20 protein-coding genes are annotated in these 17,210 nt (G+C 67.0%); 10 read left to right on the top strand and 10 right to left on the bottom strand.

All coding sequences use genetic code 11. The annotated features are described in order from the left end of the window. Positions 1 to 129: 129 nt before the first annotated feature. Entirely contained in the window at positions 130 to 288 is a 159-nt protein-coding gene (locus Q0R23_RS10425; protein WP_293912783.1) for a hypothetical protein, read from the top strand. Positions 289 to 297: 9 nt separating this feature from the next. On the opposite strand, the gene Q0R23_RS10420 is transcribed toward Q0R23_RS10425, so the two are convergent. The 6 genes from Q0R23_RS10420 to Q0R23_RS10395 form a co-directional block, all read right to left on the bottom strand. After that, positions 298 to 576, bottom strand: a complete 279-nt coding sequence (locus Q0R23_RS10420) for a hypothetical protein (RefSeq protein ID WP_293912781.1) — start codon at positions 574 to 576, stop codon at positions 298 to 300. Between the two features lie 51 nt (positions 577 to 627). After that, positions 628 to 1,041, bottom strand: coding sequence for a hypothetical protein (locus Q0R23_RS10415; RefSeq protein ID WP_293912779.1), 414 nt, complete (start codon positions 1,039 to 1,041; stop codon positions 628 to 630). Positions 1,042 to 1,054: 13 nt separating this feature from the next. After that, positions 1,055 to 1,423, bottom strand: a complete 369-nt coding sequence (locus tag Q0R23_RS10410; protein WP_293912777.1) for a type II toxin-antitoxin system RelE/ParE family toxin — start codon at positions 1,421 to 1,423, stop codon at positions 1,055 to 1,057. Between the two features lie 63 nt (positions 1,424 to 1,486). Then, positions 1,487 to 3,001: a 30S ribosomal protein S12 methylthiotransferase RimO gene (gene rimO / locus Q0R23_RS10405; RefSeq protein ID WP_293912775.1), complete on the bottom strand. Its 1,515-nt coding sequence runs from the start codon at positions 2,999 to 3,001 to the stop codon at positions 1,487 to 1,489. Positions 3,002 to 3,112: 111 nt separating this feature from the next. Next, positions 3,113 to 3,667, bottom strand: a complete 555-nt coding sequence (locus tag Q0R23_RS10400) for a superoxide dismutase family protein (protein ID WP_293912773.1) — start codon at positions 3,665 to 3,667, stop codon at positions 3,113 to 3,115. A gap of 142 nt (positions 3,668 to 3,809) precedes the next feature. Continuing rightward, entirely contained in the window at positions 3,810 to 4,220 is a 411-nt protein-coding gene (locus Q0R23_RS10395; protein ID WP_293912771.1) for a low affinity iron permease family protein, read from the bottom strand. A 111-nt stretch (positions 4,221 to 4,331) separates the two neighbouring features. Here Q0R23_RS10395 and Q0R23_RS10390 point away from each other — a divergent pair, with 111 nt between their 5' ends. From Q0R23_RS10390 to Q0R23_RS10365, 6 genes are all read left to right on the top strand, one after another. Continuing rightward, positions 4,332 to 5,645 carry a thymidine phosphorylase gene (locus Q0R23_RS10390; protein WP_293912769.1) on the top strand — a complete coding sequence of 438 codons (1,314 nt, stop codon included), beginning with the start codon at positions 4,332 to 4,334 and terminating at the stop codon, positions 5,643 to 5,645. Further along, positions 5,642 to 6,193, top strand: a complete 552-nt coding sequence (locus Q0R23_RS10385; RefSeq protein ID WP_293912767.1) for a hypothetical protein — start codon at positions 5,642 to 5,644, stop codon at positions 6,191 to 6,193. Before Q0R23_RS10390 ends, Q0R23_RS10385 begins: the two co-directional genes overlap by 4 nt. A 115-nt stretch (positions 6,194 to 6,308) precedes the next feature. Continuing rightward, the gene (locus Q0R23_RS10380; RefSeq protein WP_293912765.1) at positions 6,309 to 6,764 is read left to right on the top strand and encodes a peroxiredoxin; all 456 of its coding nucleotides are present in this window, start codon (positions 6,309 to 6,311) and stop codon (positions 6,762 to 6,764) included. A 123-nt stretch (positions 6,765 to 6,887) separates the two neighbouring features. Continuing rightward, positions 6,888 to 7,358: a LapA family protein gene (locus Q0R23_RS10375; RefSeq protein ID WP_293912763.1), complete on the top strand. Its 471-nt coding sequence runs from the start codon at positions 6,888 to 6,890 to the stop codon at positions 7,356 to 7,358. Positions 7,359 to 7,537: 179 nt separating this feature from the next. Continuing rightward, positions 7,538 to 8,446 carry an acetyl-CoA carboxylase, carboxyltransferase subunit beta gene (accD, locus tag Q0R23_RS10370; RefSeq protein ID WP_293912761.1) on the top strand — a complete coding sequence of 303 codons (909 nt, stop codon included), beginning with the start codon at positions 7,538 to 7,540 and terminating at the stop codon, positions 8,444 to 8,446. Further along, a complete protein-coding gene (locus Q0R23_RS10365) occupies positions 8,443 to 9,396 on the top strand; it encodes an acetyl-CoA carboxylase carboxyltransferase subunit alpha (protein ID WP_293912759.1) in 954 nt (317 codons plus the stop codon). Before accD ends, Q0R23_RS10365 begins: the two co-directional genes overlap by 4 nt. A 308-nt stretch (positions 9,397 to 9,704) precedes the next feature. Here Q0R23_RS10365 and Q0R23_RS10360 read toward each other — a convergent pair whose 3' ends face one another. Genes Q0R23_RS10360 through Q0R23_RS10345 form a run of 4 tightly spaced genes read right to left on the bottom strand, consistent with a single transcriptional unit; the run spans position 9,705 to position 13,221 of the window. Further along, on the bottom strand, positions 9,705 to 10,307 hold the full coding sequence (locus Q0R23_RS10360) for a response regulator transcription factor (RefSeq protein WP_293912757.1): 603 nt from the start codon (positions 10,305 to 10,307) through the stop codon (positions 9,705 to 9,707). Then, positions 10,304 to 11,464: a sensor histidine kinase gene (locus Q0R23_RS10355; RefSeq protein ID WP_293912755.1), complete on the bottom strand. Its 1,161-nt coding sequence runs from the start codon at positions 11,462 to 11,464 to the stop codon at positions 10,304 to 10,306. The genes Q0R23_RS10360 and Q0R23_RS10355 overlap by 4 nt, the downstream gene beginning before the upstream one ends. Before the next feature lie 54 nt (positions 11,465 to 11,518). Further along, positions 11,519 to 12,298: an ABC transporter permease gene (locus Q0R23_RS10350; protein ID WP_293912753.1), complete on the bottom strand. Its 780-nt coding sequence runs from the start codon at positions 12,296 to 12,298 to the stop codon at positions 11,519 to 11,521. Further along, entirely contained in the window at positions 12,295 to 13,221 is a 927-nt protein-coding gene (locus tag Q0R23_RS10345) for an ABC transporter ATP-binding protein (RefSeq protein WP_293912751.1), read from the bottom strand. The genes Q0R23_RS10350 and Q0R23_RS10345 overlap by 4 nt, the downstream gene beginning before the upstream one ends. A 149-nt stretch (positions 13,222 to 13,370) precedes the next feature. On the opposite strand from Q0R23_RS10345, the gene Q0R23_RS10340 reads away from it, so the two are divergent. The 3 genes from Q0R23_RS10340 (at position 13,371) to mnmG (ending at position 16,741) form a co-directional block, all read left to right on the top strand. Then, positions 13,371 to 13,994: a single-stranded DNA-binding protein gene (locus tag Q0R23_RS10340; protein WP_293912749.1), complete on the top strand. Its 624-nt coding sequence runs from the start codon at positions 13,371 to 13,373 to the stop codon at positions 13,992 to 13,994. Next, on the top strand, positions 13,994 to 14,761 hold the full coding sequence (locus tag Q0R23_RS10335; protein ID WP_293912747.1) for a metallophosphoesterase: 768 nt from the start codon (positions 13,994 to 13,996) through the stop codon (positions 14,759 to 14,761). The genes Q0R23_RS10340 and Q0R23_RS10335 overlap by 1 nt, the downstream gene beginning before the upstream one ends. A gap of 114 nt (positions 14,762 to 14,875) precedes the next feature. Further along, on the top strand, positions 14,876 to 16,741 hold the full coding sequence (mnmG, locus tag Q0R23_RS10330) for a tRNA uridine-5-carboxymethylaminomethyl(34) synthesis enzyme MnmG (RefSeq protein WP_293912745.1): 1,866 nt from the start codon (positions 14,876 to 14,878) through the stop codon (positions 16,739 to 16,741). The last annotated feature ends 469 nt before the right edge of the window (positions 16,742 to 17,210 follow it).

Raw genomic sequence — 17,210 nt, 5'->3', positions numbered from 1 at the left:
TTTCACTCAGGTCGATCTCAGCACCGTCCTGGCCGTCCAACACGCCCTCAACCACCGACCCCGCAAGGTCCTGGGGTACTGCACCCCGTATGAGGTACACTCCAACCATCAGACCCGTGCGTTAGCAACTTGAATTCGTCTCTCGCCGAGCTGATGCAAAACATCGAGCCAGACAACATCACCGTGCTCAGCGCGGACGAGAGCGCCCGTTTTGCAGCGGCGCTCCTGACTCTCACGGCGCCCACGCCAGCGTTACGACGATTGATGCAGGCTCAGGACGGCTTCTGAGACCCGGCGCTAAAGCAGCTCTTTTTCCCCGCTTGACCGCTGCATCATCAGTTGAGCATAGAAGCCTTTAAACTCAGCGCGGCTCAGCACCTGCTCACCCTCGATGAATTCCAGGTTTTCTTCGCTGGTATCGGCGACGCAGACAAAGCTAGGCGCCGCCTTCCGGCTGATCTCCAGCGCCGAGCGGCCATCCAGGGCGATCCACAGCGAGGCGACGAGTGAGGCCGTCTCATGCCTGAAAAACGGCCTCCAGGCGTGCCGATCCGGATTTTCCAGCCGTTCAAGCACTCAGAGTACCTATACGCTCACCCGGCAGCATGTTGAACGTCGCCTGAATAGTCATCCTGCTTTTGCTTTCAACTTACGGCTCACTGCCGATTCGCTCAGTTGCGCCCGGATTACTGCGCCTGTTCCGTCGAGTGGGATCAGCGTGAGTTCAGTGGCGTAGCCGAGCGAGCGAGCGTGCTCTACGACGGTGCTCAGGTGAATATCAATCTCGGTGTCTTCAATTGCCTTGATGCGGGGAGCACTGCGGCCACTGGCAGCTCCAGCTTGACGCAGCGAAAGGGCGCGTTGATGCCGTGCCTGTTTCAACGCCGCGCCCGCCGCATACGTCACGCTCAGATGTTCGGCGCTCCGCTCCAGCTCGGCGGGTGTCGTGTCGGCCAGCAAGCCCGGAACGTCTCGCCTCGGCGAAACCACGCGCTCCGGCTGAGCCAGCACGGCGGCGAGGCGTGGATTGATGTCTTTCATACGGCTACCCTCCTCAAAATATCCCTAATCCGCTTTCCAGCGCCTCAATGACGTCCAGTACGTCGCTGAGAAGTTTCTCGCTGGCCCGGTCTTCCTTTTTACATTCGGCGCGGACCAGCACGAAACTCTCCTCTAATCGGAAGAAATAAACGCGGGCGCCGCCGTCGGAGGCACGTTTTTTGAGTTCGTAGAGCGGCCCGCCCAGATGCTTGATGTGCTGACAGTCCATGCCGTTCCGGTGAAGGTCGCTGCACATCTCCACGACAGCTCGGAGACACGTTTTCTTGCCCTGACGAGCCATCCCCAGAAAATCCTCGATGAGCAGGGCGTGTTTGCTGCCCAGGTTTCTGGGATGTCGTGCGAGTTGAAGTCGGTAGGTCATCCGCCCCTGGTGTTAACAGTAATATGAACGCTCTGATTTCTCAACTATCAACATCACGCCTGCTCAGTGGCCCCCGAAGTGCCCCATCTGCGGCACGTTCGGTTTCCAGTCTGGCCGGGCCACCACTTCCCCGAACAGGTCGTACTCGTCGCTGTCCTCGATGCGGGCGTCCACGATGTCGCCAATTTTAATCTGCCCGGCGAACTCGCCCGCAAACAGGTACACCTGACCGTCGATGCCCGGCGCGTCGCCCTGGGTGCGGCCTATGAGCTTACTTCCCGCTGCGTCGCCCTCCTCATCGTTGAACTCGTCGATGATGACCGGCATCACCCGGCCCACCTTCTCGGCCAGCTTCTCGGCGCTGATGCGCTGGGCGACTTCCATGAAGCGGGCCAGTCTCTCCATCTTCACGTCTTCCGGCACGGCCCCGGTCAGGGCACCTGCGTCGGCCTCGTCCACGTCCGAGTAGGGAAAGGCGCCCACGCGGTCCAGCCGGGCGTCCTCCAGGAAGGTCAGCAACTCCTGAAAGTCGGCCTCGGTCTCGCCGGGAAAGCCCACGATGAAGGTGCTGCGGATGGTGATGTCCGGGCAGATTTCCCGCCAGCGCCGGATGGTATCGAGCTGCTTGCCCGCACCGGGGCGGCGCATCAGCTTCAGAATCTTCGGGCTGGCGTGCTGGAGCGGCACGTCCAGGTACGGCAAAATCTTGCCCGCTGCCATCAGCTCCACGACCTTCTCGACGTGCGGGTAGGGGTAGACGTAGTGCATCCGCACCCAGGCGCCCATCTCGCCCAGCTTGACGGCCAGGTCGGTCAGGTGGGCACGCACCGGCGCCTCCTGAAACTCGCTCTCGCGGTAGCGGATGTCCACGCCGTACGCGCTGGTGTCCTGCGAGATGACGACCAGTTCCTTGGTGCCGCCTGCGACCAGCCGGTACGCCTCGTACAGCACCGCCGCCGCGTCGCGCGAGACCTGTTTGCCGCGCAGCTTGGGAATGATGCAAAACGAGCAGGTGTGGTTGCAGCCCTCGGCGATTTTCAGGTAAGCGAAGTGGCGCGGCGTGAGCTTGACACTGGGCGCGAACACGTCGCCGTGACGGGTGTTTTCGCGCACGGGAGCCGTCAATACAGGCGCGGCCACGTTGCGGGCACCCGGCGCGGCGGTGGGCAGCAGATCGGTGTACGGATTCGCTTCCATCGGCAGCAGCTCGCGCACATGCCGCATCACGTCGTCCACCGCCTCTGAGCCGGTGATAGCGGCCACTTTGGGGTGGCGCTCCAGAATCTTGTCGGGCCGCTCGCCCAGACAGCCGGTCACGATCACCTTGCCGGTAGCCTCCAGCGCCTCACCGATGGCCGCCAGGCTCTCCTCGACGGCTGGCGTGATGAAGCCGCAGGTGTTGACGATGACGGTATCGGCGTCCGCATAACTGTCGGCGACCTGATAGCCCTCGACGCGGAGCTGGGTCAGGATGCGCTCGGAATCGACGAGGGCCTTGGGGCAACCCAGGCTGATAAAGCCGACACGGTTTTTTGTCTGGGGGGTGGCCCCGGTAGGTACGGCATCGAGTACAGTCATGCGGAGTGCTCCTCTGTAGTGCTCGGTCTGGGCAACCATTCCGCCAGGGAGGTCGCATCAACCGCGCAGTATAGCGGCCATAAAACAGCCCAAAGGTGAGTTGCGCGGCGCTTAAATCGCCGTCACGACCCCGCAGCCGATCCGCCCACCGCCGCCACCGTTGGGCTTGAGGTCGTCGTAGCTGTCGCCGCCCTCATGCACGATGATCGAGCGCCCTAGCACCGAGATTGGACCCTGACGCACGCTCAGGCGGGTGGTGTTGAGCACCGCCACCGCCTCGCCGCGTGCGTTCGCCATCAGGTAGGGCAGGTCGCCCGCGTGGCCCCGGTTGGCACTCACCAGCGGCCCGGCGTGCCTCTTGGTATTTAATGGGTCGAAGTGGGCGCCCGCCGCGCCGAATTTGACCAGGCTACCGTTATCTTCCGAATCGGCGCACGACGCGCCTGCGTGCAGGTGCAGGCCGTGACGGCTGCGCGGCGCCAACCCACTGACGCTGACGGTGATCTTGGTGCCGGAGCCGCTCTGCACGAAGGTGGCGGTGCCCAGCGGCCTGCCCGATCCGTCGAGGATGTTGGCGGTGGCGCGGGCCGGGCTGCCAGCGGCGGGTACGCAGGCGCTCAGCAGGGCGAGGGTGGGCAGCAGCAGTAATTTGGAACGTAGTCGCATGTAGACCTCCAGAGGGTAGCGGCGTGGAGCTGGTATGTGGGGTAAGGCCCGATCAGCCTAACTGGCTTACAGCTCACAATCCAGTCACAAACCTGTTCCGATGTGCTGCTTGCCCGCTGGTACGCCCGGTCCCCTGAAACACTCAGTCTTCAAGCTCGCCCAGCCGCACTTCTTCCAGAATCTCGTCGGGGGTCAGTTGCAGCAGCTCGGCGTCGTGGATCATGTTGCGCTCGGCGCGGAGTTCCTGGAGCACGGCGTCGAGCTTGGCGTGCAGCTCGCGGGTGTCCTCGTTCTGGGCGTTCTGGATCAGGAAGACCATCAGGAACGTGACGATGGTGGTGCCGGTGTTGATGACCAGTTGCCAGGCGTCCGAGAAGCGGAACAGCGGCCCGGTGATGGCCCAGACCACCAGGGTCAGGAGGGCCACCGTGAAGGCCGTGGCGCTGCCGGAGAAGTCGGCGATGCGGCGCGACAGGTGCTGGAATCTAGCCTCCAGCGAGACGGGACGGCGGCGGGGCAGGACTTTCAAGGGGCTCAGGTTCGGTACGGACATGGGACACCTCCTGGCCACTCGAAACGGCCTTGACAAGAATGCGCCCGGCGCTTAATCCTGACTTGAAGTGCCCGCCCGGCCCCCTGAACGGCCCGGAGTGTACCCTGGGGCATGAGCGCCCCAGTTGCCCGGTCCATTCCCGAACTGATCGCCCGCAAACGCGACGGCCAGGCGCACTCCCGCGCCGAGCTGGAGACGCTGATTCTCGGCTACGTGCGCGGCGAGGTGCCCGATTACCAGATCAGCGCCTGGCTGATGGCGGTCTACCTGCGCGGCATGAGCGCTGCGGAGACCGCCGACCTGACCCTGGTGATGGCAGGCAGCGGCGAGCAGTTCGATCTGAGCAGCTTACAAAACACGGTAGACAAGCACTCCACCGGCGGTGTGGGTGACAAGACCAGCCTGATCCTGACACCGATGCTGGCGGCCCTGGGTCTGAGCGTCGCCAAGATGAGCGGGCGCGGCCTGGCGCACACCGGCGGCACCATCGACAAGTTAGAGAGCATTCCCGGCTGGAGCGGCACCTTATCCGACGAGGCGTTTCTCAAGCAGGCCCGCGACATCGGCCTGGCGCTGGTGGGGCAAAGTAAAGACCTGGCGCCCGCCGACGGGCTGCTCTACGCCCTGCGCGACGTGACGGCCACGGTGGACTGCCTGCCGCTGATCGCCAGCTCGATCATGTCCAAGAAGCTGGCCAGCGGCGCCCAGACCATCGTGCTGGACGTGAAGGTCGGCGCCGGGGCCTTCATGAAGACGCTGGACGATGGCCTAGCCCTGGCGAGGGCGATGGTGGACATCGGCACCCACGCCGGGCGCCGGGTCCGCGCCGTGCTGACCGGTATGGACGCCCCGCTGGGCCGTTTTGCGGGCAACAGTCTGGAAGTTCAGGAGGCGGTCGCCACCCTCAGCGGGCACGGTCCCCATGACCTGACCGAGCTGTGCGTGGCGCTGGCGGTAGAAGCGCTCTCAGCTTTTGGCGAAGAAGCGGGCCAGGCCGAAGCCCGTGCCCGGCAGACGCTGCAAGGCGGTTCGGCCCTCGCCAAACTCCGGGCCTTCGTGGCGGCGCAGGGCGGCGACCCCAGTTACGTCGATGAGCCGCACAAGCTCGACGTGGCCCCCGGACGCGCCGAGGTGATAGCCCAGACCGGCGGCTTCGTTCAGGCGGTGGACGCGCTGGCGGTGGGTCAGGCGGTGCTGGTCCTGGGCGGCGGGCGCGAGCGCAAAGGTCAGGCGATCGACCACGGTGTCGGCGTCGAACTGGTGAAAAAACCGGGCGAGGCGGTGCAGGCCGGTGAAGTGCTGGCGAGAATCTATCATCGGGACGGGCGTGGGCTGGAGGCAGCGCAGCAATTGCTCGAAAACGGCCTGAGCGTGGGCCAGGGCCAGCCGCGAGTACCGGAGCTGATTCTGGGCCGGGTGGAGTGAGCGACCATTCAGTCGGTCCTCGCAGCGAAGTCCTCTTCATCGGAGGCCGCGCCGGGGTCGGCAAGACCAGCCTGGCCGCAGAATTCCACACCTTGCTGAGCGCCGCCCGGATCAAACACGCGCTGATCGAGGGCGACACTCTGGACCTGGCGTATCCGCCCCCCTGGGAGGCGAACCTGGCCGAGCAGAACCTGGCGGCGATGTGGGCCAACTACCGCCGACTCGGCTACCGGCGCCTGATCTACACCAACACCGTCAGCGTCCTGGAGACCGGCAAGCTGAGCGCCGCGATGGGCGACGAGCCACTGGTTACCGCCGTGCTGCTGGGCGCCTCGGATGGGGTGACCGATGGGGATGGGCGGCTGCGGCAACGCGAACGGGGCTCGGCGCTGGACGAGCATCTGGAACGAAGTCGGCTGCGGGCGGCTGAGCTGGAACAGGCGGCTCCAGTCTGGGTTCACCGGCTGAACACCGACGGTCAGCACCTGAGTGTGCTGGCGCACCAGCTCCTGCTGTGGACCGGCTGGAGCGAGGTACCCGGTAGCTGATAGTGCCCGCCCCGGTGTCAGGTCTGCGGCCTACCGTAAGCATCCTCTAAAGACTTGGGTGACGGCGCCAGAAAAGGCACGTTCCGTCAGAAAAAGCCGTTCTAGACTTCCGGCTGTGACCCTTGCTCCCGGCGACTCCGTTCAGGACTTCTCGGCCCGCAGCGACGACGGCACGCCTGTTCAGCTCAGCGCTTACGTGGGGCGGCGGATGCTGCTGTTCTTTCCCAACGTGACCAGCACCCACTGTCAGATGCAGGCGCGGCGCTACCAGACGCTGGAGGGCGAGTTCGCCGCCCTCGGCGTGCAACTGCTGGGCGTCAGCGTGGACTCGCGCAGCGTGCAGTCTTCGTTCCGGGAGCTGTGCAGGCTGAGCTTCCCGCTGATCTCGGACGGGGACCACGCGCTCGGCGAGCAGTTGGGGGTGCTGACCCAGACCGAGGACGGTGCCGTGACCTACGCCCGCCGCACCACCTTCCTGATCGGCACGGATGGCCGGGTAGCCAGGCGCTGGGACGACGTGAACCCCAACACCAACGCCGCCGAGGTGCTGGCCGGGTTGCTGGCGAGCTGAGGCTGCCGATCTGAGTGCCCAACCGGGTCCACGATGCTGGGCTGGGGGGGCTGAAGACCGACTGGTACGGCGCCGCGCTGCCCGTGTCGGTTGGGCGCGGCGCCCGGATGTTACCCTAGCGCTATGCGTCTCATCCTCCTGATCGCCGTGCTGGTGCTGCACGTCGTGTTCGGCCTGCTAAACATCTCGTCGCTGCTGACCATGCAGGACATCAACCTCGGTTTTGCGACCTACAACGGGCCGCTGGGGTTGTTCATCCTGATCGCCAGCGCCCTGATCGCGGTGCTGGCCTACGTCGCGGCCAGTTTCAGCACCCTGCGCCGCGAGGCCGACACCGCCAAGCTGCTGCGCGACCTCGACTCGGTGCGCCAGAGCTTGGACAGCCAGGAAGCCAGCCGTTTCGCCCAGTTGCAGGCCAGCCTCGACAAGCGCTTTTCGGGTCTGGACACCCAGCTCACCCAGGGCCGCAGCGCAGGCGCCCTGCCGACCAGCCTCAGCCCGACCAGCCTGAGCAAAGACAGCGTGAGCACGGCCCAGCTCAGGGACTCGATTCAGGGGCTGGAAGGGTATCTGCGGCGCAAACTGGGCGACTGAGCACGCCTCAAGTCAGAATTGAACTCGGTCCATAGCGGCGCCTTCATACGCCGCGCCCGCCCCGGCGCCGCTAGAATGCCCGCTGCTACTCCACGTTCATTCTGGCCTGAGTTTATTCGGACTCCAGGTGTACTTCGGAGTGACGTGGTCTCAGATGTGGTTTCAAAGGAGTGTTCGTCTTGGCCCTCGACAAGTTTTTTCGCAGGCGTCGTCCACAGGTCAACCCGGTTGCTGAGACCGAGACGCCTGATCTGTGGGGCAAGTGCCCCCAGTGCAAGGAAAACGTCTACCTGCGCGACCTGGCGGCGGGCGCCTACGTCTGCCCCAGTTGCGGCCTGCATCACCGCCTGGGCGCCTCCAGACGCGCCGAGGTGCTGTGTGATAGTCCGCTGGAGCAGTGGTCGGGCCGGGTGCATCCCGTCGACGCGCTGAAGTTCCACGATACCGAGAGCTACCCGGAGCGCCTCAAGCGGGCTCAACTCAAAACGGGCCGCCCCGACGCCATCCTGACCGGGCGCGGCAGCATCGAGGGCGTGGACGTGGTGGTGGCCATCATGGACTTCGAGTTCTCCGGCGGCAGCATGGGCAGCGTGGTCGGCGAGGAAATCGCCCGCGCCGCCGAACGGGCCGCTCAGATGGGTCTGCCGCTGGTGCTGGTGGCCGCTTCTGGCGGCGCCCGGATGCAGGAAAGTGCCTTGTCACTCATGCAGATGGCCAAAACCACCATCGCCCTCGAAGCCCTGTCGGCCAGGGGGCTGCCGTACATCAGCGTCCTGACCGATCCGACCACCGGAGGCGTGACGGCCAGCTTTGCCACCATCGCCGACGTGATCGTGGCCGAGCCGGGCGCCCTGATCGGCTTTGCCGGGCCGCGCGTGATACAGCAGACCATCCGTCAGAGCCTGCCGGAAGGCTTTCAGCGGGCCGAATTCCTGCTGGAACACGGCATGGTCGATATGATCGTGGACCGCAGGCAGCAGCGCAGCGATCTGGCCAAGCTGCTGCGGCTGCTGATGCACCAGCCCGTGCCGGTGGCCCAGGCGCAGGCCGCCTCATCACAGGCCGCTTCAACACAGGTCGCCCCGTGAGCAGCCCCACCAGGCCCACCGCCGAGACCCTGCGCACGCTGGAGGCCCATATCCGCGACCTGGAGGGCACCGCACTCAGCAGCGGGCAAAACCTCGATGCGGCGCTGAGCCCCCTGCGCGAGCAACTGGAGCGTCTGCGCGGCCAGGTCAGCTTATCGCGCTGGGAGCGGGTCCAGCTCGCCCGTATCGCCGGGCGCCCCACCGCCCTGGAGTACGTCGAGCGCCTGACCAGCGAGTTCGTGGAGCTGCACGGCGACCGCACCTTCGGCGACGACCAGGCGCTGATCGGTGGTCCGGCCAGGTGGCAGGGCCGACCCGTCATGCTGCTGCTTCAGCAAAAGGGCCGCGACACCAAGGACAAAATCCGTCGGCGCTTCGGCAGCTCCAACCCCGAAGGCTACCGCAAGGCCATCCGGCTGATGGACCTGGCCGACAAATTCAGGCTGCCGGTGGTGGCCCTGATCGACACCCAGGGCGCCTACCCCGGCCTGGAAGCCGAGGAGCGCGGCCAGGGCTGGGCCATCGCCCAGAGCATCCAGCGCATGAGCCGCCTGCGGGTGCCCACCGTGTGCGCCGTGATCGGTGAGGGCGGCAGCGGCGGGGCGCTGGCCATCGGCATCGGCAACCGGGTACTAATTATGGAAAACGCCTGGTACTCGGTGATTTCACCCGAAGGCGCGGCCAGCATCATCTGGAAGGACAGCGCCAAGGCCCCGGAGGCGGCGGAGGCCCTCAAGCTCACCGCCCCTGACCTGTTGGAAATGGGCATCGTCGAGGAGATTATTCCCGAACCCACAGGCGGCGCCCACCTCGACATAGACGCCGCCGCCGCCGCGCTAGGCGAAGCGGTCAGCCGCCACCTCGACGAGCTGGGCACCCAGTCGCCCGACGAATGGCTCAGCGGGCGGGCGGCGCGGTTCAGGAAGCTGGGCGCGTTCACGGAGAGCTGATCGAGGCATGGATGGTGTAGGGCTGGCCGTCTTCCTTGAACGTACCGCCGCGAACGCCGCTCAGTACAGCGTTCTGCAAGTTATGTAGTGAATGGGTTGTCACCCTGAACGCAGTCAAGGGTCTACCGTGGTCAGGAGCCTCGTCGGTGGGTCGTAAAAGGCCCTGTCACGCCCGTTTCGTGCGCACCGGGAGAACCACCTTCAACCTTCACTCCGGTGACAGCCCAGCCCCGGCCCAGCCTCACCACGATGGTCGGGCTGTGGTCGTCGCCCAGCGGCTTAAAACTTTTATCTTCACGACCCCTGTTTCACAGCCACCCTTTCTCTCGCGCCGCCCTGGCTGCCTCGACCCGCCCGCCCGCGCCCAGCTTGCCGATGGCCTCGGACAGATAGTTCCGCACCGTCCCTTCGGAGAGCTTAAGAGCCTGGGCGATGGCTGCCGTGCTGGCGCCGCTCTCGGCCTCGGCCAGCACCTGACGTTCGCGCTCGGTCAGCGGTGACGGCGCTTGCCAGGCGCCCTCGGCCAGCGCGGGGTCGATGGCCCGTCCGCCCGCGTGAACCCGGCGGATGGCGCTGGCCAGCTCGGCGGCGGGCGTGTCTTTGAGGAGGTAGCCGCGTGCGCCCACGTCGAGTGCCCGGCGCAGATACCCCGTGCGGGCAAAGGTCGTCACGATGACCACGCGGGTCTGGGGCAGCAGACCGCGCACCTGCTCGGCCAGGTCCAGCCCGCTCAGGCGCGGCATCTCGATGTCGGTCACCAGCACGTCGGGGCGCAGCGCCAGGGCCAGTGCCAGGGCCGCTGCGCCGTCCGGGGCGCCGCCGATCACCTCCAGATCGTCTTCGAGCGAGAGCAGCGCACTCAGGGCGCCCAGTACCAGCGCCTGATCCTCGGCCAGCAGCACCCGGATCATGCGCTGGCCCTGACCGGCGGCGCGGTGACGACGCCCGGCACCGGAAAGCGGGCGCTCAGACAGGTGCCGCCCTCGCCGCTGCGCGTCAACTCACCGCCCAGTGCCCGCACCCGTTCGCGCATGCCGGTCAGGCCGCTGCCCTCCACGCCCGCGCCGCCGATACCGTCGTCCTGCACGTCCAGCAGGTACTCGCCACCCTGTTGCTCGATGCGGACGGTGCAGTGCGCGGCGCGGGCGTGCCTCACCACGTTGGTCACGGCCTCGCGCAGCACCATGCTCAGGGCGTTCTCGATCTCCGGGGGCAGGGCGCAGGGCGTCCGTTCCAGCCGCAACTTCACGCCCGCCGCGTCGAGCGCCACTTTGCTGCGGGCCAGCTCGGCGCCCAGGCCGCTGCCCTGGTAGCCGCGCACGGCGGCCCGGACCTCGCTGAGCGCCTCGCGGGAAATGCGCTCGACTTCACGGATTTCCTGGGCGGCGAGGAGCGGGTCGCGCTCGGCGAGTTTGCTGGCCAGTTCGCTCTTGAGCACGATGACACTCAGGGTGTGGCCCAGCAGGTCATGGAGGTCGCGGGCGATGCGCTCGCGTTCGGCGTCGGCGGCCAGCTTTTCCTGCTGGAGTTGCATCTCGGTGAGTCGCCGCTGGGCCAGGCTCTGCTGGTAACCGGCGTGGTTGCCGTACAAGCCCACGCTGGAAAACAGCACCAACTGCACCACCCCGATCCAGGTGTAGGGCGCTCCAGGCAGCCAGATGCCCAGCCCCAGCATCGCCAGTGCGCCCGTCAGGCCCCAGAGTGCCCGGCGCAGGCTGGTCTGAAAGCCGATCACGGCGGCGGCGTAGATCAGGAAGGTCGGCGCCTCGCTGCCGATCAACGAGAACCCGGCGAACAGCAGCAGGCACCAGCCGTAGGCAGCCAGCGCCCAGCGCCACTGCACCTTCACCGAACGCAGCCGACCGTCCCGGTAGAGTTGCTGGGCGTAGAGCTGCGACCACAGCCACAGCAATACGCACACACCTGCCGTGCCCAGCAGCATGACGCCGGGCGGCTGAGTACCCTGAAACAGTTCCCGGAGTGGAAAGTACAGGTACACCAGCCAGACCAGCGGGAAAAACCGCCAGAAGAACGCGGTGGTGCCGGACTGACGTAGGGCGCTGTGCATCCCCTCTCCCCTCCCCTGCTGGCTGACTGGCTGTGAATGTGCCATCAGCTTAGCTCAGCGCCGCATTTCGCTGCGGCGGGCGGCCCACAGCGAGGTCAGCAGGAACACTGCCGCGTACCCGGCCAGCCAGACCCAGTGCGTCCACTCGGCGCCTGCCGGTTTGGCTCCAATTGCCGTCCAGCCGAGCTGACCGAAGTGATAGGCGGGCAGATAAGGTGCCAGCGACCGAATAAAGTCCGGGGCCGTGTCCAGCGGCACGAAGATGCCGGAGGCGAACAGCATCGGCAGCGCCACGAGGTTGGCGACGCCGCCCGCCGCGTCCGGCGGGGCGAGCAGGCCCAGCGTCAGGCCCAGCAGCGCAAAAGGCACCATGCCGGGCAGCAGCCGCAGCAGCACGCCGCCCAGGTCAGCCGCGCCCAGCCAGATGTGGCCGACCAGCCCGGCGAACAGGCACAGCGCCAGCACACTCAGCAGGCCCATGACCAGCGAGGCGGTGATCTTGGCACCGAAGATCAGGGCGGGCGGGGCGGGTGTGATTTGCAGTTGCCGCCACCAGCCGGACGCCCGCTCGGCGGCCACCGCCACCCCGAAGCCGAACAGCGCCGTGCTGATGAGCGAATAGGCCGCGTAGGAGACCAGCATGTAGCGCCCGGCATTCACGCCGCCGAGGGTGTACCTGGCGTTCGGCAGCCCCCACAGCGAAAAGAAGATGATCGGCAGCAGCAGCGCGGGCACCAGCAGAGCACGGTTTCGCAGCAGCCGCAGCAGTTCGGTGCGGGCCAGGGCGACGAAGGGGCGCAGGGCAGAGGTGAACGGTGAGGCGAGTGTGGTCATGCCAGTGCTCCTGTTGGGGCTTGGTCTGGTCCGGTCAGGCTCAGGAAGGCGTCTTCCAGGCTGGCGCGGGAGACTTCTAGATCGCTGAGCGCGGGGTCGAGATCCAAGGCGGCGCGGACCAAGGCTTCCGGCTGGCGGGTCCGGATGCTGAACTGACCGGCGGGGCCGCCCTCCAGTACGTCGCCCGGCAGCGTGATTGTGTGCCAATGCGCCGCGTCCAGGCGGCTGGAGAAGCGCACCCGGCTCAGGCCCACCCGTGCCCGGACGCTGCCCGGCGCGGCGTCGGCGACGATTACGCCCCGACTCAGCACGATCACCCGGTCGGCGGCGCGGTCCACCTCTTCGAGCAGGTGGGTGGTCAGCAGCACCGTGCAGCCGCCTGAACGTAGCTCGGCAATGCCATGCCAGAAGGCGGCGCGGCCCTGCACGTCCATCGCCACCGTCGGTTCGTCGAGCAGCAGCAGCTCAGGGTTGCCGATGACCGCCAGGGCGAAACTCAGCCGCCGTTGCTGGCCCCCGGAGAGCCGACTGGCCCGTGAAGTCGCCTGATCGCTCAGGCCCGACAGCTCCAGCGCCCGGTTCACGCTCAACGGCGCCGGGTACAGCGCGGCGTAGAGGCGCAGCAGCTCCAGCACGCTGAGGTTGGGCGGCAGGCTGATGTCCTGTAGCATGGCCCCCACTCCGCGCCGCGCCTCTGAGCGCCGGGGATCACCGCCGAGCACGCGCACGGTGCCCTGGCTGGGCCGGGTCAGCCCCAGCAGCAGCCTCAGCGCCGTCGTCTTGCCCGCGCCGTTGGGGCCGAGCAGGGCGCTCAGTTCGCCGCCGCGCAACTCCAGATTCAGATTGTCGAGGGCACTCACTGCACCGAAGCGCACGCTCACGCCTTCGAAACACACCACGTTGTTGATGAGGCCAGTATTCATGCGCTCAGTCTGGACGGTGGAGGCAGGGCCTCCCAGTGCCAGCCGTCAGCCGCCCGCCGTGACATCTGTCACCCACTCCCCACCTCCCACCTCCTACTTCCCTGGCAGCCAGACACACCCTGTCCACCCAAACTCGCTAAACTGCTCATATGTCCGATGTTGCCCTCATTCGTGAAGCATTACGCGCCGCCCTGAGCGCCTGGGCCGTGGCCGAGGTGCGCGGCGACCAGGCCCGCGTGCTGCCGGTGCCCGACCTCGACACGCTCGACGCCCACCTGAGCGCCGCCGACCCCACCTGGAGCCTGAGCTGGAAGATCGAAAGCGTCTCGCCGCCGATGGTGCGGGCCGCGCTGGGGCTGGGCGGCGCGGTGCGTGAGGGCCTGAGCGGTGGGCACAGCTTCGACGACGCCCGCAAGCTGGCCCTGGCCGACGCCTTCCGATTTTACGGCGTCGCCAGCGCAATCGAGGCGCCCTGGGTTGAATACGACCCCGACGACGGCCCCAACGTCAGCGAACTCATCGGTGAGTCCTCTGCGGGTACAACCGAACACGCTCCCCGGCCCGGTCCGGCCCGTCCGCTGCCCCCCCAGGTGCCGCTCGACCCGCAACTGAGCAAGGCCCGCGCCCATATCGACACGCTGGTCGAGCAGCTCCGCGACGGCGGGCGCGGTAAGGAAGCCATGAAGATCGTGCTGCGCGGCTACGGCGAGACGGTGGACGAAAGCCGGGCCATCTACAAGGAGTTGCAGGCGCTCCAGAGGCACGGCGGCTGATGGCCACGCGCAAGTTCATCGCCATCGGGGACGTTCACGCCGACTTCGAGACCATGTGGGCGGCCCTCCGGTCGGCCAGTTGCGTGGACGCCAGCGGCCTGCCGACGCCCCCGGTGCGCCAGGGGCTGTATCAGGTGGTGTTTATCGGCGACCTGGTGCATCCCAAAAATGCCCACGACTACGCCCGTTTCAGCGGCATAGAGGGCTTCGATCCAGATAACGAGGACCACCTGTTCGCGGCGGCCCGCTACCAGGTTCGTGAACTGGACAAGTTGCGGGCCTACCAGGACGCCGCGCCGGGCTCGGTGCATTTCATCCTGGGTAACCACGACGACGGCGTGCTGCACCACCGCTACGTGCTGGGCACCTCCGGCGGCCTGACCCACAACGAGTTCGACCCGGAGCGCGGCGGCGTGCTGCTGCCCGATCACCTGCGACACTGGTTCAGCAGCTTTCTGCGCGAGCTGCGGGTGGGCCGCGTGCAGTTCGCCCACGTCGGGCCGCTGCCAGCCTTCGCCTTTTACGACGACCTGTTTTACGCGGACAGCGCCCCCAAACGCTGGTGGCAGGACACGCCGGAGTACGTGATGATGGCCGATCTGGCTTACGGGGTCTACGGCCACACCCAGATGCACGGCGGCATTCACCTCGACGAGCAGAGCCGCTTTGCCATGATCGACGCCCTGCCGGGGCGCGAGTACCTGGAACTGCTGCTCGACACCGAGCAACACGACCCGGTACTGAGCGCCAGAGCGGTGCTGTTTTAGGCTGAACCACGCCGATCTGGTGCTGAAACGCCGTCCAGCACGGCGTTTTTCGTTTTCTGGCCGACTGTCGTGCCCGGCACCCCGCAGCCCTTCCCCACCCGCTAGACTGACCGGATGACGGCGAAACGTAACCCCACAACCTGGCCGGTGCTGGTCATCGGCGGCGGCCACGCGGGCATCGAGGCGGCCTGGGCGGCGGCCAAGTTCGGTCCGGTGGCGCTGCTGGTCAGCAACCCGGCCACCATCGGGCGGATGCCCTGCAACCCGGCGGTGGGTGGCCCCGGCAAGAGCCAGATGGTCTTCGAGATTCAGGCGCTGGGTGGGCTGATGGGCCGCGTTGCCGACGACACGGCCATTCACACCCGCGTTCTGAACGTCAGCAAGGGGCCAGCCGTCCAGTCGCTGCGGGTCCAGAACGAGCGCGACGCCTACGCCGAGCGTGCCCAGGAGTACCTGCTGGGCAACGCCAACATCCAGATCGTGCGCGGTGAGGCCGCCGACCTGGAGCCCAGTCTTGAGCATGGCGCCCAGAGCTGGGTGGTCGTCACCACCGATGGCCGCCGCCTGAGCGCCCGCAGCGTGGTCATCGCGGCAGGCACCTTCCTGCGCGGCTTGACCTGGTACGGGCGGCAGTCACGGGCCGAGGGCCGCCAGGGCGAGCCGCCCGCCCGCTTTCTGTCGGCCCCGCTGGAACGCGCCGGGCACGCCCTCAAGCGCTACAAGACCGGCACCCCGCCCCGCGTCCGCGCCGACGCGGTGGATTTCTCGGCGCTGCTGGAACTGCCCGCCGATCCGAAGCCGCGCGGGTTCACCGGCACGCCCGGCCCCAGCGCCGCCCTCTCCCCCACCTGGCAGACCCACACCACGCCCGAAACGCACCGGCTGATTCGGGAAAACCTGCACGAGTCGCCGATGTTCGCCGGAGACATCGAGGGCCTGGGACCGCGCTACTGCCCCAGCATCGAGGACAAGGTGACGCGCTTCGCCCACCATGACCGCCATCTGCTGTTCGTCGAGCCGGAGGGGCTTCAGACCAGCGAGGTGTACCTCCAGGGCTTTTCGAGCAGCCTGCCGCCGAACGTGCAGGACCGACTGGTGCGCAGCCTGCCGGGTTTCGGGCGCTCGGTGATTCACCGCTACGCCTACGCCGTCGAATACGACGTGATCGACTCCACCGAGCTGACGCTGAATCTGGAATCGCGGCTGATGGCGGGCGTATTCACGGCGGGTCAGATCAACGGCACCAGCGGCTACGAGGAGGCGGCGGCGCAGGGTCTGGTGGCCGGAACGGCGGCGGCGCGGCGCTCGCTGGAGCTGGATACCGGTAAGTCCGGCACGGCCCCGATTGTTTCCCGTGAAACAAGTTACATCGGCGTGATGATCGAGGACATCGTGCAGCGTGGCAGCGACGAGCCGTACCGGATGATGACCAGCCGCGCCCAGCACCGTCTGTTGCTGCGCCAGGACAACGCCGACGAGCGCCTCAGCGAGCGGGCTTTCGAGCTGGGCCTCATCGGCGGGGAGCGTCGCCAGGCTGTGCAGCTCAAGTATGAGCGCATCGCCCAGGCCACCAGCCTGCTCGGCGCCCAGCGCATTCAGGGCGTGACTGCCGACACCTGGCTGCGCCGCGATGGGGCCAGCCTGGCAGACCTTGAGGCGCTGGGCGCTGAGCTGCCCGCATTGGACCTCGCCGAGCGCGAGGCGCTGGAAATTCGGGTCAAATACGCCGGATACATCGAGCGCAGCCTTCGCCAGCTCGCCAGCGAGGGCCGGGCACGCGGCGTCAGCCTGGAACACCTCGATTACAGCGCCGTGCCTACTTTGTCCAACGAGGCCCGCGAGAAACTGGGCCGGGCCAGGCCCCGGACGCTGGAGCAGGCGGCCCGCCTTCCCGGTGTGCGGCACGGCGACATTGCCAGCCTGCTGGTGCATCTGCGTCAGCGCGGCGTTGTTTCACGTGAAACGTCGAACCGGGGGTAGTGGGGAGACCTGGAACGGTAGGATTCCGGCGTGAGAGGTCTGCCACGCCCTGTTCTGGACACCCGTTTCTGGACGGCCTCCTGATCCGTGAAGCCTGAATCTGGGTCACTCGGTGGCCGGTTGGTGGACCGACTGCGCTGACCACGGCCACCGCCCTTCCCTGCGGTGTGTTCAAGGCCAACTCGCACTCTCCTGCCCGATGCGAAGGTCCAGGCGCTGGCTTGAGCACAGCGCCGTGCGGGTCAGGACAGCGCCTGCACTGGGCATGGCGGCGCGTGAATGGGTGGGCGACCTGGTGAGGCCGCTTGCTTGCGTTTCCGTCCGGCTTCGCTGCCTGCCCGCCGTGGGAAGAATAACGCTTCGTGAGGCGAGTGTTCACTGGTGGTGCGCCTCTCCCTACCCGATTTGACACCGCTGCTGTTTCACGTGAAACTATGGGTCATCGACGGGGCCGCCCTGGCCCCGCAGG

This window comes from Deinococcus sp. (assembly GCF_025362455.1).
Classification (GTDB): Bacteria; Deinococcota; Deinococci; order Deinococcales; family Deinococcaceae; genus Deinococcus.
This window is presented reverse-complemented; position numbering and strand designations above follow the sequence as displayed.

What these genes read in the sequence shown, in the direction of transcription:
- Q0R23_RS10390 (WP_293912769.1), top strand. Translation starts at nt 4,332, where the DNA reads ATGAGCGCCCCAGTTGCCCGGTCCATTCCCGAACTGATCGCCCGCAAA.
- Q0R23_RS10415 (WP_293912779.1), bottom strand. Translation starts at nt 1,041, where the DNA reads ATGAAAGACATCAATCCACGCCTCGCCGCCGTGCTGGCTCAGCCGGAG.
- rimO (WP_293912775.1), bottom strand. Translation starts at nt 3,001, where the DNA reads ATGACTGTACTCGATGCCGTACCTACCGGGGCCACCCCCCAGACAAAA.
- Q0R23_RS10360 (WP_293912757.1), bottom strand. Translation starts at nt 10,307, where the DNA reads ATGATCCGGGTGCTGCTGGCCGAGGATCAGGCGCTGGTACTGGGCGCC.
- Q0R23_RS10355 (WP_293912755.1), bottom strand. Translation starts at nt 11,464, where the DNA reads ATGCACAGCGCCCTACGTCAGTCCGGCACCACCGCGTTCTTCTGGCGG.
- Q0R23_RS10400 (WP_293912773.1), bottom strand. Translation starts at nt 3,667, where the DNA reads ATGCGACTACGTTCCAAATTACTGCTGCTGCCCACCCTCGCCCTGCTG.
- mnmG (WP_293912745.1), top strand. Translation starts at nt 14,876, where the DNA reads ATGACGGCGAAACGTAACCCCACAACCTGGCCGGTGCTGGTCATCGGC.
- Q0R23_RS10395 (WP_293912771.1), bottom strand. Translation starts at nt 4,220, where the DNA reads ATGTCCGTACCGAACCTGAGCCCCTTGAAAGTCCTGCCCCGCCGCCGT.
- Q0R23_RS10375 (WP_293912763.1), top strand. Translation starts at nt 6,888, where the DNA reads ATGCGTCTCATCCTCCTGATCGCCGTGCTGGTGCTGCACGTCGTGTTC.
- Q0R23_RS10350 (WP_293912753.1), bottom strand. Translation starts at nt 12,298, where the DNA reads ATGACCACACTCGCCTCACCGTTCACCTCTGCCCTGCGCCCCTTCGTC.
- Q0R23_RS10340 (WP_293912749.1), top strand. Translation starts at nt 13,371, where the DNA reads ATGTCCGATGTTGCCCTCATTCGTGAAGCATTACGCGCCGCCCTGAGC.
- Q0R23_RS10410 (WP_293912777.1), bottom strand. Translation starts at nt 1,423, where the DNA reads ATGACCTACCGACTTCAACTCGCACGACATCCCAGAAACCTGGGCAGC.
- Q0R23_RS10345 (WP_293912751.1), bottom strand. Translation starts at nt 13,221, where the DNA reads ATGAATACTGGCCTCATCAACAACGTGGTGTGTTTCGAAGGCGTGAGC.
- Q0R23_RS10335 (WP_293912747.1), top strand. Translation starts at nt 13,994, where the DNA reads ATGGCCACGCGCAAGTTCATCGCCATCGGGGACGTTCACGCCGACTTC.